Genomic DNA, 16,857 nt, shown 5'->3' on the forward strand with positions numbered 1-16,857 from the left:
ACAAGATGTATGAAATGATAAAGATCGCATTACTTGTTGATGTGTCTCAATCTTTATGCGAGATGTTCAATATAAATTAACCCAATTCGTAAAAAAATGTGTCCAGATGATGAAATTAGACGATCTAAACCTGTTTCGACTGGTAGTCGAAAATGGGAGCTATACTGCAACATCACGAAAAACCATGATTCCGGTTGCAACCATTACGCGACGCATCCAAGCACTCGAAGATGCTTTGAACCTAAGGTTGCTTAATCGCCACGCGCGTAAGCTATCACTTACAGAAGCTGGTGAACGCTTCTACGGTGAATGTTCACCTTTATTACAGCGTTTGTCTTTCGTCACCGAAGAGATTTCCGACGACTGTCGCGGTGCGGCAGGAAAAATTCGAATTTCATCTCCATCAAATCTGACTAAACGCATGATGATGCCGATGTTCAATGCCTTCATGCAGCAATACCCAGACATCAGCATTGAGTTGAACACCAGCAATCATGCCGATCAACTCGACCCAACCGAATGGGATGTTATTTTCCGTGTCGGCCCGCAGCGTGATTCAAGCCTAATCGCACGAAAAATCAGTGCCGTAAAAGATATCCTAGTTGCAAGCCCTGAATATTTACGCGCTCATCACGCCCCTGTTCATGCTGAAGAACTGCATAATCACTCGCTATTAAAAGGCGACCCACTGAAGAAGTGGCAACTTATCAATGAAAGTGGTGAGACTGTTATCAATAATGACAATGGTCGCTTCCAAGCCAATGCGCTCAATGTTGTGCGCAGTGCTTGTTCAGACGGCCTTGGCATTACGCTGATGCCTGATGTGATGATCCGTGAATTTATTGAAGATGGTAGCTTGGTGCAAGTGCTGCAAGATTGGAGTGCTAACCCACGTGATATCTACATGCTTTATAACCACAAAGATCATTTACCAGAGAAAGTGCGTCTATTTATCGATTTTGTGATTGCTTACAACATCCACTAATACTTCCACGTTCGAAGTAAACAAAAAGAGCTTGGCCATGCCAAGCTCTTTTCTATTTAATCCAGCCTCAATATCGACATAACCCGTTCGACTAGAGAAACTCAACAAATTTTGCCAAATCACGCTCTGGTACTTTCATTGGCGTGCAACCCGGCGTGCCAAGGTAGAGAAAACCAACGATCTGATCGTCTCCACTCACACCAAACGCATCGCGTACCACATCATGGAACATCCACTTACCTGAACGCCAAAAACCTTGAAACCCTTGAGCGACCGAGGCCATCTGCATCGCCTGCGCAGCGCACCCTGCCGACAAATGCTGTTCAAATGCAGGCACTTTTTCATGCTCAGTCACTTTGGCGATGACCGTAATCACCATTGGCGCACGAAACGGCGCTTGGCTGACTTTATCCATCACCGCTTGATCGCTGTTTTCTGCCGTTGCAGCACTGATTAATATATCCGCGAGCTTTTGCAGCCCTTCTCCTTGAGCGATGACAAAACGCCAAGGTGTTAAACCGCCATGATCTGGCGCGCGCAAACCAGCACGAATAATATTCTCTAATGCTTTACCTTCTGGTGCCGGCGCTGACAGTCGGGCAATCGAGCGACGGTTAAGCAACAAATCTAGAGCATCCATAGTATCCCTTTATGTGACGGTATTTTCTTTAATCATAACGGTGTTCATGCAGAATCTGCAATTTCTTGTGTCACGAATAACCATAAAAAAGCGAGCTTCACGCTCGCTTTTGACCTTATGATGCACAGACATCGTTCGACTAAATTCTAATCATAAAATGGCGCATTTAAGCTGGCTCTCGTCAGCAGACCATCGCACGGGGCAAAACGTTCACCATATTTCGCCGCATGTTCATTCATGATCTCTACCAGCTTAACGATACCAATCTGATCCATATAGCGGAACGGGCCACCTAAGAATGGTGGGAAGCCAATGCCAAAGATTGCGCCGATATCACCATCTCTCGGTGAGCGGATAATCCCTTCATCCAAACAGCGTACCGCCTCATTAAGCATCGGTAGCAAACAGCGCATCGCCATCTCTTGGCTAGCCATTTTTGACTCAGGAGTAAGATTAAGTAACTTATAGACACTTTTATCTACCTGCTTATCTTTCCCTTTATAGGTGTAAAAGCCTTTGCCGCTTTTACGCCCTTTACGGCCATCCTTGAGTAAGGTGTCAAACACCGCAGGGCCTTGGAAGCGAGGGCCTAGCTCATTGACTAATATCGGCATGATCTTAGCACCAATATCCACCCCCACCTCATCCAATAACGTGATTGGCCCAACAGGGAAACCCGCATCGAGTAGCGCGCCATCAAGTTGTTCAATCGGCTCGCCGGTGAGCAAAATATGCGCCGCTTCATTCATGTAGGGTGCTAATATGCGGTTAACATAAAACCCAGCGCAGTCTTTCACTACAATTGGGGTTTTCCCTTGTTTGCGTGCCAACTCAACTACAGTGGAGATGGTTTGAGCCGAGGTCGTTTGGTGTGGAATGACTTCCACCAGCGGCATCTTTTCTACCGGGCTAAAGTAATGCAAGCCAATCACGTTTTCAGGACGTGCAGCTTGTTCGGCAATCTGATGAATCGGCAGTGAAGAAGTATTGGTCGCAAAGATCGTATCTGGCTTGGCGTTTTGCTCGATATCCGCCACCATCTGTTGCTTAAGGGCTAAATCTTCAAACACGGCTTCTATCACGACATCGGTATGATTAAAGCTGATGAAATCGATACCTCCAGAGAGCTGCTGCATTTTGCTTTGCAATTGTGCCTTGCTCAAGATTCGGCGTTTACGCTGCTTTTCAAACAACTTAAAGTTGTAATTAAGCGCGTTCAATACCCCATCATTACTGACATCTTTGATCCGCACCGGCACCTTAGCTTTCGCTACCGTAACATGACTGATCCCCGCCCCCATAAGACCGCCACCGAGCACAGCAATCCGCTTAACGGAGGATGGCTCTGCGTCGCTACCATGTTCTTTTTTCATCTCAGTGGTCGCAAAAAAGATCGAACGCAGTGCTTTAGATTCATTGCTCATCACCAACTCACCAAAGCGCTCAGCTTCATACGCTAGCCCTTTAGTGAAACCATGTTCTAAGCCGTAGCGAATCACCTCTAAAATGGCCTCGGTGGCTGGATAGTTGCCACGGGTTTTTTGTTGCGTTTTCTTCGCTGCTTGTTCAAAAATCACTTTGCGACCAAAGCCCGTTTGCGCCATTAATTTCTCTTTGGTGCTCACCTTATGTTTGGCTTTGTCTTTGCCTTCAACAAACTGTTTTGCCACTTCCAATAAGATCGTCGGCGCAACGCAGGCATCAACGACACCGAGCTTTTTCGCTTTTTTTGCCCGCAATTGTTTACCGGTTAGAATCAAATCCAACGACGGTAATAGCCCAATCAAGCGTGGCAAGCGTTGAGTACCGCCCGACCCCGGCAACAGACCTAATTGCACTTCAGGTAAACCAAGACGCGTTTTATCATCATCGCTACACACACGGTAATCACACGCCAGTGCCAACTCTAAACCCCCACCGAGACATGGGCCGTGGATCGCCGCAACAACGGGAAAGCTCAGCTTAGAGAGTTTTTCAAACATCTCTTGCCCTTTCGTTGCGAGCGCCTGTGCTTCTTGAGCGCTCTGACAAGCATCCAGCATACGAACATCGGCACCCGCGACAAAATTGTCCGGCTTACCCGAGTGAATGATTAACCCTTTTAGGGCGCTTTTATGCTGTTCAAGTTCAGCGAACACCGACTCCATTTCATCGGCAAAAGCCGCTTGAAGCGTGTTCATTTTTTCATTCGGCACATCGATACACAGCCATGCAATGTTCTGCTCATCGATGGTGAGATTAAAGGCTTTAAGCTCCGTCATTATTCAACCTCCAGAATCATCGCTGCACCCAGACCACCCGCAGCACAAGCGGTGTTTAATGCCAAGCCACCGCCACGTCGTTTTAGCTCGCGCAGAGTTTGCGTCATCATACGAGCCCCCGTAGCGGCAAATGGGTGACCGTAAGCAATCGAACCGCCCAACACGTTAAATTTATCCATATCAATTTCGCCAATCGCTTTGCTTCGCCCCAAATTCTCTTGAGCGAACTTATCGCTAGCGAACATTTTGACGTTAGACAGAGCCTGAGCGGCAAAGGCTTCATGCATATCAATTAAGGTTAGGTCGTTAAGCGTTATCCCTGCCCGATCGAGCGCCATTGGCGTGGCGTACGATGGCCCCATCAACATATCTTGCTCAACACCGATGGCTGAGAACGCATACGAGCGAATGTAGCCTAAAATCTCTAAGCCCAACTCTTTCGCTTTGCCTTCACGCATCAACATCACAGCCGCAGCGCCATCAGTTAATGGCGTACTGTTGGCGGCGGTCACACTGCCATACTGACGGTCAAACGCTGGGCGCAATTTTGCGTAGCTCTCCAGGGTGGAGTCATGGCGAATATTGTTGTCTTCAGCCAACCACTTTTTATAAGGAGCAGGAAAAGCCGTCATCACTTCGCCCGCAATCTTACCCTCCTGCCATGCTAACGAAGCGAGCGTATGCGAACGGTGCGCCAGTGCATCTTGTTCTGCACGGCTAATACCATGACTTTTCGCCATTTGCTCAGCAGTTTGCCCCATTGACAAACCCGTCGAGTATTCAGCGACCGCAGGTGGGACTGGCATCAGATCTTTTAGCGAGAAGGATTTTAGAATATGGAGTTTTTGCGCCATCGTTTTGGTTTTACTCAGCGCAAGCAGGTTGGCTGCCATTTTTTTCGACACCCCAATAGGCAAGACAGAAGACGAATCCGCCCCACCAGCAATACCCACATCAATGGTGCCCGCCATAATACTTTCGGCCACATTTACGGCCGCTTGAAAGCTAGTTGCACAAGCACGTGTGACACTATAAGCGTCGGTATGTATGTTCATCCCTGTGCCGAGCACAATTTCTCGGGCGATATTTGGCGCTTCAGGCATCTGTACCACCTGACCAAACACCACTTGCTCAATCAGTTTGGCATCAATATCGCTACGAGCGAGCATTTCACTCACCACCATCTTGCCTAAATCAATGGCAGGGACTTGGCTAAACTCGGTGCTTTGACGCGCGAACGGCGTTCGTAGCCCGGCAACTATCGCGACTCGCTCGCCGCTGCGAGTGGTTACTTCCTGCTTACCCATTGTTTCTCCTTACAATAAGTGCCAACCAAAACAAGCTTGTTATCTATGACTTATTTTAGTTCATTTAGAGGTCTGACCAGAATTATTGTAATGGGTTTGTTAAATCAATCAAACACCTGTTTAAATAAACGTGATTTACGAAGCGAGAGAATTGCTAACTAAATGAAAAATAAGAGTTGTCGCCAAGTAAAATTTGGCTATATTTAGGGCGATAGGTTTGTGAAGTCGCTAAATTTAGGCAAAAAAAAACCACACAAAACTGTGTGGTCGGAATGTATAAAGCAATTAACTCACGCCAATTGAAATAATCAGTTTCCTGATTAGGAGAAAGTAAAGTCAGCCTTCAAAAGGAAGTGTCATCTTGCTCAACTCGTTAGTGAAACACTAACTAGATGACAAGATGTACTATAACCGCTGGATTGTTATGGTTTTTGAATTAGATCAATTTTTGATGCGATTTTTGACCATATCGTCAGCTAATTGACATTAACTCGCGCAAAATGGCTTGTTTTTCTCAATCCCCTCCTTTGAAGTCATCTCGACCTAACCCCAAACCCCTTTTTGGAGGCTTTTGTGGCAATTTTAGAAATTTTTGGGAAGAAAAAGGCAAAAAGTCCGGTCGACTCTGATATGGACAGACAAAGAAAATACGAAGCGCTGGTACGCGCCTATCACCGTGACTTGTATCGTTACGCCTATTGGTTGTGTAAAGATCCAACCATTGCCGAAGATTTGGTACAGGAAACCTGCCTGCGGGCATGGAAGTCACTCGATAGCTTACAAGATGAAAAAGCAGCTAAATCTTGGCTGATCACCATCTTGCGCCGCGAAAATGCCCGCCGCTTCGAACGTAAACAATTTGATTTGGTTGATATTGACGATCACAGTAATGACGCCAAAGTGAGTGACGATGCGCACCATCAAACAGAATGGATCCATGCGCAAATCATGAAGCTTGAGGTTGATTACCGCGAGCCACTGTTTTTACAAGTGGTTGGGGGTTTTAGTGGCGATGAAATTGGTCAAATCTTAGAGCTAAATAAAAATACCGTGATGACTCGCCTCTTTAGAGCACGTAATCAACTCAAAGAGATGATGGAGTCAGCAGAGAATCATAAAGGAGCGCACAATGGATGAGTTAGAATTCCGCCGTCGAATCATGTCCGATCCTAAACATAGGAGCAGTGACATCGTCGATGCGATGCGAGCCAACGAAAGCCATAGCAAATTTGTTGATGACATCAATGAACTTGACGCACAAATCGCGAAAGCGATGAATGTCGATGTGCCTGATGATCTTGCTGATCGCATTATCTTTCATCAAAGCTCACAACAGCCGACTAACGTCATCAGACCTAACTTTATTAAACGTAGCATGGCAATGGCCGCTTCAGTTGCCTTTGCTTTTGGTTTACTGGTTGGGCAAATTAACTGGGGAAATGTACTGGTCACGCCTGCACAAGCCAGTTTAGCCGACACGGCGATTGAACATGTGATTGCCGAGAAGCCGTTTGTTGATCATTTAGATGAACAGGTCAGTTCAGCGCAAATCAATGCCAAGATGCAGCCATTTGATCAACAATTAGACAAGTCGTTCCCTTATCATGTCTATTACCTTAACCATTGTGGTTTTGGTGATGCCAATGCTCTGCACATGGTGTTTGCCGGTGAACATGGCAAGGTCACGCTCTTTATTACCAACATCTCCAGCACCAGCGTGCAAGACTTCACGCAACAAGGGATGTCGGGGGTCGTTGAACCGGTTGGTGACAGCAGTTTGATTGTGGTGGGCGAAAAAGACGAAGATGTCACCGCGATTGCCAAAAGCATCATGAACATCATCAAACCTATGGCAATTTAAGCCAACTTTGCGACATTAAAGCCTGAATTTCTCATTCAGGCTTTTTTTATGCCCGAATGTGCATGCTATTGAGTAAAATCACCAGTAAAAAATAGAGTACAAACTCTAAAATGACGATTTTCACAGCATTTTCCCGTCTGTTACCCATCATTTCCATAATTTTATCATCATATTAGCCAATGGTCGGATTTCTATATTCTATACTTCAGACTAATATCAGCCCCAACTGAGCATTTGCTCAAAAAACAGCGCCCGTATAAGAGGCGACTAAAAAGGAAAAGCACCATGAACAACTCGCGTCTGTTTAAAAAGACACTGTTAGCAGTGACAATCGCAACAACCTCAATCGCCTCTCAGCAAGCTATGGCTGCTGGTTTCCAACTTAACGCACAATCAGCAACCGGTATCGGCCGCGCATTTGCTGGTGACGCTGTTATTGCCGATAACGCATCTGTAATGGCACGTAACCCAGCAGCAATGGCGCTGTTTGATAAAATGGAACTGTCTCTTGGTTTTGAAACCATCATTACTGATATCGAAGTAAAAGATGCTGAATACAAAAGTGCTGCTGGCACAACAGCAGCTTCAAACTACGATAATGCTGGAGCAACATCTGTAGCACCGAACATTCATTTAATCGTTCCAGTAAACGATCAATTTGCTTGGGGGGCTAACGCCTACTCTAACTTTGGTACTCGTACTGATTTTGATAGTGATTTTGTCGGTGCTGAATACGGTGGCGAGACAGAAATCATGAGCATCAACTTCGGTCTAGCGGGTTCATACCGCCTGAACCAACAGTGGAGTTTTGGTGCAGGTCTAGACCTGATCTATGGCCAAGGTACGTTAAAGCGTAATGTCAGCGATAGCTTTTACAAAGGCCCAACTAACAACCCTCTGGGTGCATTTTTAGCGTCAAAAAATGGTGCCGAAATCCTAAACATCGACAAGGCTGATGGTTGGGGTGTTGGTTTTAATGTTGGTACCGTATTCGAGCTTAACGAAAACAACCGTTTTGGTCTGTCTTACCGCTATAGCCCAGATATCACAGCAAAAGATGGCTCACAAGAAATCACACTGCCACTACCTGACATGGCTGAATTCTCCGGTTACCACAAAATCGAAGACACCAAATTCGCTGTTCACTACTCGATTCAGTACATCGGTTGGGGTGATTTTGACAAGATTGAATTCAAAAATGCCGGTATTACTGAAAAAGAATACGGTTGGCAAGATGGTTGGCACTACGCAATTGGTGGTACTTACTACCTAAACAACGATTGGACACTACGTGCTGGTTACATGTACGACACTAGCGCACAGGATGAGATCACATCAATTTCAGTACCAGACTCTGATCGTCAATGGTTCTCAACCGGTTTCACTTACCAGTTAGATTCTTCATCTAACGTAGACTTTGGTTTCACTTACCTAGTAGGTGAAGACGTAAAAGTCTCTGAAGCTAATGCAGGCGTATCAAGTATCACTGGTACTACCCGCGCTAACGCAATCCTAGTCGGCCTACAATACAGCCGCAGCTTTTAATCGCAGACGCTATCCTCACTATTTGAAGGGCTGGTTATCCAGCCCTTTTTGTTACCTGCCGTATTGCCTATCTCTGATCAATAAATCCCTTCAACATTTTCAGCGTACAACATTGCGAGTTTTTTAAGCGCACACTTGTGCATCAAAACACAAATTTAACAACACAGTCGTTCGCTGAAAAAAGAAGTGGTCGAACCACTTTTCTGGTTTTTTATGCTTTAAAACTTGTGTTTATTTATTTTTTATCCTGAATTTACCGTTTACAGTGTTTTCTATTTTTAAAGCAAAAGCTCTAAAACTACCATCTTGCGACGAATTAACAACATATTCAGCGAACATAACAATGAAAACAAATAAGTCTCTTCTATCACTTGCAGTAGCATGTGGTCTAATGTCAGTAGCAACCACCGCAAACGCCGCAGGTTTCCAGCTAGCAGAATACTCAGCAACAGGTCTTGGCCGTGCATACGCAGGTGAAGCTGCAATGGCTGACAATGCAAGCTCACAATGGCGTAACCCTGCGTTGCTAATGCAACTAGAAGGCACTCAAGTTTCTGTTGGCGCAATCTATGTTGATCCAAATATTGATATCGAAGGTACTTCTACTCACCGTGGCACACCATATTCAGCTCGTTCTGATGACTTTGCTCATGATGCGGTGATTCCAAATTTCTATCTGTCACATAAGTACAACGACAAGTTTGCACTTGGCTTTGCGCTAGGCACCAACTACGGTATGGAAACTGACTTAGGTAAAGACTTTGCAGCAGCGAACCACGGCAACCAAGCCAGTGTTATTACCAAAGAAGCCAACCTAAATGCCGCATACCAACTAACCCCAGCAGTCAGCATCGGTGGTGGTATTCGCTATGTAATCGCAGAAGGTAGCTTTGGTGCAGTTGTTTCTGAACACGGTGGTATTGCTTTTGGTCCTACTGTTATCGTTGCTCCAAACGAAACTTTAAAGTACATGGAAGGCGACGATAAGGCTTGGGGTTGGCAACTAGGTTCGGTATGGCAAGTCAACGATGCGAACCGCATTGGTTTTACCTACAAATCAGAAGTAAATCTGACTCTAACTGGTCATGCAGAAGGCTTAGGTTTTGATAAAGTTGCAGGAGCTGCAAAACAAGCTAAATATTCAGGATCGATGGATCTTGCCTTACCTGCGACGGCTGAAATTGCCACTTTCCACCAAGTAACCGACAAAGTTGCTTTACATACCAGCATCAACTGGACTGATTGGAGCAGCTTCAAAACACTTGAAGCGAATATCCCTGAATTTGGTGCCGAAAGCTCTCAGCTAATCAAACACGAAAACTGGGAAGACAACTACCGCTTTGCGATTGGTTCAACTTACCAATACAACAATAAGCTGCAACTGCGTACTGGTGTGGCGTACGATACATCAGCGGTAAGTGAAGAGCACCGCACAGCGACCATTCCAGAGACTGACCGTCTATGGCTAAGCATTGGTGCGGGTTACCAATGGTCTGAGCAACTATCGCTTGATGCTGGTTTCACTTACATCATGGCTAAAGACGCTAAGATGCATGAAACAGACCCAGGCCTAGGTGCTGACGCATTTGGAGGCAGCTTTGAAGGCGAAGTAACTGGTAGCATCTGGCTAGTTGGTGTGCAAGCGAACTACACGTTCTAGTTTGCCGTAAACGCTTTAGATAGTTAAAAAGAAAGGCTTGGGATTCCCAAGCCTTTTTTGTTGCTGTTCAATTGAGTCACAAAGACAAAGCGAACTACAGATCGTCAAGGTACTCATCGAGGTAAGCTTCTTCATCATGATCGATCTCTTGTTGCTGAGTTTCGATCTCTGCTTTGAAGTCTTGGTGCTGAATATACACTTCACGTGTGAGTGCGTATGGATCCGGTGAATTTTCTAGCATCGATTCTTGTGTGACTAATGATGCGCGAGTCTCCATCCCTTCAAATGCCCATTTACCCAGCCCAGCCCAGAAATTAAGCAGCGACAAAGGTAAGTACGCACTATCAGCAAAACTCGCGGTTTCCCGCACGGTCCACGGGCCATAACCCGGCACCATCACATACGGGCCATTACCTACGCCCCAGTGACCAATCGCGTCACCGAGCGCTTTTTCATTGTGATCGGTAATGCCTGCATCAGAGGCGATATCAATTAAGCCCAACAAACCAAAAGTGCTGTTTATCCAAAATCGGTTAAAGTGATCGAGGGCTTTGCCGCCATTCCCCATCAGCAAGTTGTTGACCATACTCGAAGGCTCATCAAGGTTGCTCAGGAAGTTAGAGATACCAATACGCACTGGGCGCGGCGTGTAATTAACGTAAGTCAGTGAAACTGGGCGCACGATATAAGGGTCTAGATAATCGTAGTTCAATGCCCACATACTGCGGTTGAATCCTTCGATAGGGTCGCTCACATTAGACGCTGCCGCTTCTTGCTCTTCAGGCGCAGTCGCGCACCCCGCAAGCAATGCAACAGAAAGCAACGATGTCCATACCTTAGGCTGAAGGCTCTTCATTGATATTTTTTCCATAAAAAAAGGCCGGTAAGTTACCGGCCTAAGTTTACGCATTAATCGCTATTATTGGTACTGTCGATCCACAATAACTGCTACTGATTCACCCATTTTAGCGGGCTGGCTCTCACCAAACCAATCGCCTTGAGAGGTGGCTACGTTGCCATCTTCATCAATTCGCACGCGAACCATGTAATCTTCAAGTTCAGACAGCTTACGCCCTTGCATCATGCTGTTACTATCATCGAGCACTACTGAGCGAGGGAATGAGCCCAGAGGATAACGTGCTGCTGCCACCGGCATTGGTGCACCATCAGCGGTGTGTACCGATACAATCAGTGATGCATCAGGGTTCGCTTTTACAGTCTCGCCCAACGAGATTGCGACAGAAACCGATGCGCCAACCGCCGCTTTGTCACCCATCTGCTTTTTGGCATTGGCAATGCTGCGATCCAGCATTTGGTAACGCTCATCTTGTGGGCCAATCATCTGCTGCATGATACTCCAGTAGCGAATGGCTGCTGCAAAGTCCTTACGCTCATAAGCATCAAAGGCGAGCAATGAGAACACACGGACATCCATGTAATTCTTCTGCACTAATTTACCTAAGATTGAACGCGCTTTATCTTGATCAACGTCGTCTTGCGACAGCATCAGCGCTTGAGCGTAACCTAACATGACATCAGGGTTATCTGACTCAAGCTTATACGCTTTGTTCATTGCACCAATGGCGGTATCAACATCACGATTCGCCAGACCAATACGCCCAAGTAGCAACCAGCCGGTCGCATCTTTTGGTTTATTGTGTAAACGGGTACGTAATGCGAGGGTTAAATCGCGCATTTCATCTTCGCTTAATGCCGCCCCTTCCGGTGACATCAGCTTTTTCGATAGCGCTGGCAAGTTGTCGTTCACTTGTTGCCATTCCATCACATCATCAGCGGCACCAAACTTAAAGTACAGCCCGTAAGACATAATCACTGTCAGCAACATCGATGGCACAATCACTAACCATGGGTTAATGCTGCTTTCGACCTTAGTTTGCGCTTCGGTGGGAATATCATCCAGCAGCGACTGTTTAAGATCCGCAATCAGCTCTTGCTGATCGTCCATCAAACCTTCTTCCGCTTCAACTTCCAGTTCAGTCAGGCGGTCTTTATACAGTGCTTTATTGAGTTCATCACGCAGCGCTTCGTCGGTATTCTCTTTGCGATTGATAAATGGCAACGCAATCAAAACACCACTCAACGCGACAAGAATGATTGATGCAATCCAAAATAATGTCATTACTGCTTGTCTCCATCATTCTCTTCATCGAGCAGAGCTTTTAACCGTTGCTCTTTGTTCTCGTCCCATTTGTCATCAGCAACCTGAGGTTGCTTTGACTTGCGACTGCGTAGCACGATCACACCAAAGCCAATCACCACTACCGACAGTGGACCTAACCACAAAATCGACGTCGCTAAGGTAAACGGCGGATTGTAGGTAACGAAGTTACCGTAACGAGCGATCATGTAATCGACGATCTCACCTTTTGACTTACCGTCTTTGGTCATTTCATACACTTTATGACGCAAGTCTTGCGCAAGTTCAGCATTAGAATCCGCAATGGTATTGTTCTGACATTTAGGACAACGCAGCGTATTACCAAGGTCCTTGAACTGCTGTTCCTGCTCCAAAGTATCAAATTCGTACACTTCAATCGTCGCATGCGCGACCATTGAAAATGTCAGGGCGACAAATAACGCGATACACCATTTTTTCATTATTTTGCCTCCTCAACCAATTGTTGATACATAGGCTGCAAAGTCTCTTTCCAGTTGCGAGCATTCACATCACCGACATGGCGGTAGCGAATAACGCCGTTGGCATCAATCAGGAAAGTTTCAGGTGCGCCATACACGCCCAGATCAAGCCCCAACATGCCATTGCCATCAAATAGACTGATCAAGTATGGGTTGCCCAAATCATTTAACCAGGTCACCGCTTTATCACGCTGATCTTTGTAGTTCAGACCAATAATCTTTACACCGTCACCCGCTAACTCGTTGAGGTAGTGGTGCTCGGCGTAACACGTTGGGCACCACGTTGCCCATACGTTCAATAGTAAAGGCTCACCTTTAAAGATGCTTTGATCGTATAGCTTCCCCGGCTCAGCCAAGTCTTCTAGGCGGAACTCAGGTACGTGCTTACCAACTAAAACCGATTCTAGTTTGGTTGGGTCATCCCCTTCTGAGTTACGCACTAACTGAGTGGTAAATACGGCCACTAGTGCTAAAAAAGCAAACAGTGGAATAAATAACAGTTTCTTGTTCATTTTATGCCTCCTGCTTTTTTGCTGGCTTGCGGAAACGGTAGCGTCGATCGCTGATTGCGACACAACCACCAAGCGCCATAAAGACAGAGCCTGCCCAAATCCAGTTTACAAATGGTTTGTAGTACAAACGCACTGCCCATGACTTACCGTCATCCAAGCGGTCGCCTAGAGCCACATAAAGATCACGACTTACGCTGCGATCAATCGCCGCTTCTGTCATCATCGAACGTGCGGTTTTATAGAAACGTTTTTCCGCATGCAGCGTATTGATGTACTTACCATCTTGCGTCACTTCGAAGTCTGCGATATAGCCATCGTAGTTCGGGCCGTCATGATCACGAACACCAGAGAAATGGAAGTTGTAGCCTTTCAGCTGGAAGTTATCTCCCGGCGATAGACGTACATCACGTTCAATACTGTGTGTCTGTACCATTGCGATACCAATAATAGTGACCGCAAGACCAATGTGACCCAACATCATCGCCCAATGGCTGCGTTGTAATTTGCGCACACCAACAACAAAGCTATGGCGGTGCGTTGCACGCTGGTGCAATTCAAAACCGTGCAGCAATACAATCCACATCGCCATCAACCAACCAAGGTAGGTCATGAAGACGAAGTAATCAGAGAACATCCAGTTGAACAGTGCAGCTAACAGTACAGCACCGATACCGCTGATGATCATCGGTTTTGCTAGTGAGCTCAGATCGTCACGTTTCCAGCGGATCAGCGGACCGATACCCAATACGAACGAGAATGGGATCATTAGCCATGCAAACAACATATCGAAGAATGGTGCGCCGATCGAGACTGAACCAAGACCAAGCTGTTTATGCACCAACGGTAGAAGTGTACCGACTAACACCACCATCAAAGCGGCCATTAGTAGTACGTTGTTAGCTAACAGTGCATTTTCACGTGAAGCCAGTTCAAAGTTACCACGAACACGAACCGCCGCGCCTTTAACAGCGAACAACAGCAACGAACCGCCAATCACAAACACCAAGAAGCCAAGAATGAACATACCACGTGATGGATCAGAGGCGAATGCATGTACTGATACAAGAATGCCTGAACGTACTAGGAAGGTGCCTAGCAAGCTCAATGAGAACGCTGAAATCGCCAGCAGAACAGTCCATGCCTTAAAGGTACCGCGTTTTTCCGTTACCGCTAAAGAGTGCATTAATGCCGTACCCGCAAGCCATGGCATAAATGACGCGTTTTCGACTGGATCCCAGAACCACCAACCGCCCCAGCCAAGTTCGTAGTATGCCCACCATGAACCTAGTGAGATACCCAACGTGAGGAATAGCCATGCTGCAGTCGTCCAAGGACGAGACCAACGAGCCCATGCCGTATCTAGACGACCAGTCATTAGTGACGCAATTGCAAAAGAGAAAGCAACGGAGAAACCGACATAGCCCATGTACAGCATCGGCGGGTGAATAATCAAACCCGGATCTTGCAGCAATGGGTTAAGGTCGCGACCATCAACAGGGAAGAATGGCAGTGTGCGTAAGAACGGGTTCGAAGTTAGAATGATGAACAGTAAGAAGCCAACGCTAATCATCCCCATCACCGCCAGAACACGAGCCACTGACTCTTGTGGCATGCCACGGCTAAAAGTCGCTACCGCCACAGTCCAACCCGCTTGGATCAATACCCAGAGCAATAGTGAACCTTCGTGTGCGCCCCAAACCGCCGTTAAACGGTAGTACCAAGGCAGCAAGGTATTTGAGTTACTCGCGACATACGTCAGTGTGAAATCATTGCTATAAAAAGCCCACAGCAAAATCGCAAATGAGAGCGATAATAGCAGGAACATTGCCCATGACAATGGACGAGCAGAGTTCATTAATAAGGTGTTATTACGCGATGCACCGACCAATGGTAGGATGCTTAACAGCACTGCCATGGCAAGCGACAAAATCAGCGCAAAATGACCAATTTCAGCAATCATTGACCGCTTCCTTGTTTTTGTGATTCTGTGTATTTAAGCGGTTGGTGGGTTTTTTCCATCGCTTCTGCAACTTCTGGCGGCATGTATTCTTCATCATGCTTCGCCAACACTTCATGCGCTTCAATTGTCGTGGCATCGACTAACACGCCTTGCGCCACGATGCCCTGACCTTCGCGAAATAGATCCGGCAAGATACCGTCATACACAACCGTAACCATTGGACCAACATCATGCAAATCGAACGACACTCGTAGTGAGTCCGGATCGCGTTTCACCGAACCAACAGCAACCATGCCGCCAATGCGTAAGCGCTGACCAACAGTGGGTTTGCTACCGTCTGGTTTACCTTGTACCAATTCCGTTGGGGTATAAAACAGATCCATATTCTGATTTAAAGCATAAAGCATTAGGCCCACGGTTGAACCAATGCCAAGAACGATGGCTAGAACAATAGCGAGCCGCTTTTTACGTCTTGGGTTCATAGAGTGTTCTCCAAATTCTTAGCTGCATCAATACGAGCTTGTCGCTCGATTTTTGCCTGAACTTCATTAAGTAGGTTTGTGTGTCGACGAGCACTGCTGATCAGCAGAATGATCATCGACGCGAATGTGATACCAAACGCGCTCCATACGTAGCCGGCATAGCCACCCATGGCAAGAAAATCACTAAAAGAGTCAAAATGCATGATTAGTTTCCTTGCTTGTCTGCGTGAGAAGATAAACGTGAGGACAATGCAACAACCCAAGGACGATGGCTCTCTTTACTGATGATCTCATTACGTAAACGGATCATAGTGACGGTGCCAAAGAAGAAAGCAAAGCCGGCAATATTGAGCAACAGTGGCCAAAGCATATCATTAGAAATCGATGGTTTGTCAAACTTGGTGATTGTTGCGCCTTGGTGCAGCGTGTTCCACCACTCAACCGAGAAATGAATGATTGGTAAATTGATTACCCCCACAATCGCCAAAATACCTGCGGCTTTGGCTGCCGTTTTTTGGTCATCAAACGCGTGGTAAAGTGCAATTACACCTAGGTAGAGGAAAAGCAGAATCAGTTCTGAAGTTAAGCGAGCATCCCATACCCACCAAGCGCCCCACATTGGCTTACCCCAAATCGCACCAGTCAATAGTGCAATAAAGGTAAATAATGCACCGATGGGAGCCATTGCGAGTGCCGCCATGTCAGACATACGCACTTGCCACACCAAACCGATAAACGCCGCGATCGCCATGGACATGTAAGCCCCCATCGACCAAATCGCCGAAGGCACATGTATGTAGATAATCCTAAAACTGTCACCTTGCTGATAATCAGAAGGGGCAAATGCAAGCCCCCATCCAGTGCCGATCACCAAACAAGACACAGCTAGGACGGCAAACCATGGCAGTAACTTACCACACAATCGGTAAGTCGCTTCAGGCTTAGCGTACGGATGAAGCCATTTCCACATCGTCATTCTCACTCTA

The 16,857-nt window shown here is 46.5% G+C and carries 16 protein-coding genes; 5 read left to right on the forward strand and 11 right to left on the reverse strand.

The genetic code is table 11. The annotated features are described in order from the left end of the window. Positions 1–109 precede the first annotated feature (109 nt). Entirely contained in the window at positions 110–985 is an 876-nt protein-coding gene (locus tag RH86_RS03470) for a LysR family transcriptional regulator (RefSeq protein ID WP_005600213.1), read from the forward strand. 91 nt (positions 986–1,076) lie between these two features. On the opposite strand, the gene RH86_RS03475 is transcribed toward RH86_RS03470, so the two are convergent. From RH86_RS03475 to fadI, 3 genes are all read right to left on the reverse strand, one after another. Then, positions 1,077–1,625 carry an NAD(P)H nitroreductase gene (locus tag RH86_RS03475; protein ID WP_009384999.1) on the reverse strand — a complete coding sequence of 183 codons (549 nt, stop codon included), beginning with the start codon at positions 1,623–1,625 and terminating at the stop codon, positions 1,077–1,079. A 146-nt stretch (positions 1,626–1,771) separates the two neighbouring features. Further along, positions 1,772–3,886 carry a fatty acid oxidation complex subunit alpha FadJ gene (gene fadJ / locus RH86_RS03480; RefSeq protein WP_009385000.1) on the reverse strand — a complete coding sequence of 705 codons (2,115 nt, stop codon included), beginning with the start codon at positions 3,884–3,886 and terminating at the stop codon, positions 1,772–1,774. Beyond that, complete coding sequence (fadI, locus tag RH86_RS03485) at positions 3,886–5,193, reverse strand: acetyl-CoA C-acyltransferase FadI (RefSeq protein WP_009385001.1); 1,308 nt, start codon at positions 5,191–5,193, stop codon at positions 3,886–3,888. Before fadI ends, fadJ begins: the two co-directional genes overlap by 1 nt. A gap of 588 nt (positions 5,194–5,781) precedes the next feature. Here fadI and RH86_RS03490 point away from each other — a divergent pair. From RH86_RS03490 to RH86_RS03505, 4 genes are all read left to right on the forward strand, one after another. Continuing rightward, positions 5,782–6,330, forward strand: coding sequence for a sigma-70 family RNA polymerase sigma factor (locus tag RH86_RS03490; protein WP_175422478.1), 549 nt, complete (start codon positions 5,782–5,784; stop codon positions 6,328–6,330). Next, positions 6,323–7,054, forward strand: a complete 732-nt coding sequence (locus RH86_RS03495) for a DUF3379 domain-containing protein (protein WP_009385003.1) — start codon at positions 6,323–6,325, stop codon at positions 7,052–7,054. Before RH86_RS03490 ends, RH86_RS03495 begins: the two co-directional genes overlap by 8 nt. A 285-nt stretch (positions 7,055–7,339) precedes the next feature. Then, positions 7,340–8,599, forward strand: a complete 1,260-nt coding sequence (locus RH86_RS03500; protein WP_009385004.1) for an outer membrane protein transport protein — start codon at positions 7,340–7,342, stop codon at positions 8,597–8,599. 343 nt (positions 8,600–8,942) lie between these two features. Continuing rightward, on the forward strand, positions 8,943–10,259 hold the full coding sequence (locus tag RH86_RS03505; protein ID WP_009385006.1) for an outer membrane protein transport protein: 1,317 nt from the start codon (positions 8,943–8,945) through the stop codon (positions 10,257–10,259). A gap of 94 nt (positions 10,260–10,353) precedes the next feature. Here RH86_RS03505 and RH86_RS03510 read toward each other — a convergent pair whose 3' ends face one another. The 8 genes from RH86_RS03510 to RH86_RS03545 form a co-directional block, all read right to left on the reverse strand. After that, a complete protein-coding gene (locus tag RH86_RS03510; RefSeq protein WP_005600225.1) occupies positions 10,354–11,115 on the reverse strand; it encodes a VacJ family lipoprotein in 762 nt (253 codons plus the stop codon). Positions 11,116–11,178: 63 nt separating this feature from the next. Continuing rightward, a complete protein-coding gene (gene ccmI / locus RH86_RS03515) occupies positions 11,179–12,399 on the reverse strand; it encodes a c-type cytochrome biogenesis protein CcmI (RefSeq protein ID WP_009385008.1) in 1,221 nt (406 codons plus the stop codon). Next, the gene (locus RH86_RS03520) at positions 12,399–12,878 is read right to left on the reverse strand and encodes a cytochrome c-type biogenesis protein (protein ID WP_005600230.1); all 480 of its coding nucleotides are present in this window, start codon (positions 12,876–12,878) and stop codon (positions 12,399–12,401) included. Before RH86_RS03520 ends, ccmI begins: the two co-directional genes overlap by 1 nt. After that, on the reverse strand, positions 12,878–13,429 hold the full coding sequence (locus RH86_RS03525) for a DsbE family thiol:disulfide interchange protein (RefSeq protein ID WP_005600232.1): 552 nt from the start codon (positions 13,427–13,429) through the stop codon (positions 12,878–12,880). The genes RH86_RS03520 and RH86_RS03525 overlap by 1 nt, the downstream gene beginning before the upstream one ends. A gap of 1 nt (position 13,430) precedes the next feature. Continuing rightward, the gene (locus tag RH86_RS03530) at positions 13,431–15,389 is read right to left on the reverse strand and encodes a heme lyase CcmF/NrfE family subunit (RefSeq protein ID WP_005600234.1); all 1,959 of its coding nucleotides are present in this window, start codon (positions 15,387–15,389) and stop codon (positions 13,431–13,433) included. Beyond that, entirely contained in the window at positions 15,386–15,871 is a 486-nt protein-coding gene (gene ccmE / locus RH86_RS03535; protein ID WP_005600236.1) for a cytochrome c maturation protein CcmE, read from the reverse strand. Before ccmE ends, RH86_RS03530 begins: the two co-directional genes overlap by 4 nt. Next, a complete protein-coding gene (ccmD, locus tag RH86_RS03540; RefSeq protein WP_009385011.1) occupies positions 15,868–16,074 on the reverse strand; it encodes a heme exporter protein CcmD in 207 nt (68 codons plus the stop codon). The genes ccmE and ccmD overlap by 4 nt, the downstream gene beginning before the upstream one ends. 2 nt (positions 16,075–16,076) lie before the next feature. After that, positions 16,077–16,841, reverse strand: a complete 765-nt coding sequence (locus RH86_RS03545) for a heme ABC transporter permease (protein ID WP_038219192.1) — start codon at positions 16,839–16,841, stop codon at positions 16,077–16,079. Positions 16,842–16,857: the final 16 nt, after the last annotated feature.

The sequence above is a fragment of the Vibrio sp. N418 genome (assembly GCF_000222565.1).
Lineage (GTDB): Bacteria > Pseudomonadota > Gammaproteobacteria > Enterobacterales > Vibrionaceae > Vibrio > Vibrio scophthalmi.